General features: G+C 59.0%; 1 protein-coding gene. It reads left to right on the forward strand.

Annotation, left to right across the window (positions count from 1 at the left end; translation table 11 throughout):
- Window positions 1-271 (forward strand): tape measure protein (locus tag RMT89_RS43135; protein WP_315889219.1); only part of this gene is annotated, 271 nt, incomplete at both ends.

Raw genomic sequence — 271 nt, forward strand, 5'->3', positions numbered from 1 at the left:
TGGAATATGCCTTTGGCGGCATGCAGGGCGCCAGTGAGCAAATGGATTGGGTGCGCGGCGTAGCGCAAGAGTTGGGTTTAGAGCTTAAATGCGCGGCCAACGGCTACGCCCATTTGGCCAGCGCCACTAAAAACATCGGCATGAGCACAGAGCACACGCAGCAGGTGTTTAAAGGCGTGGCCGCCGCCGCGGCCAAGATGAATCTGACCACCGACGAGACCAACGGCGTGCTGTTGGCGCTCTCGCAGATTGCGGGCAAAGGCATATTCCA

Source organism: Streptomyces sp. P17, from assembly GCF_032436805.1.
Classification (GTDB): domain Bacteria; phylum Actinomycetota; class Actinomycetes; order Streptomycetales; family Streptomycetaceae; genus Streptomyces.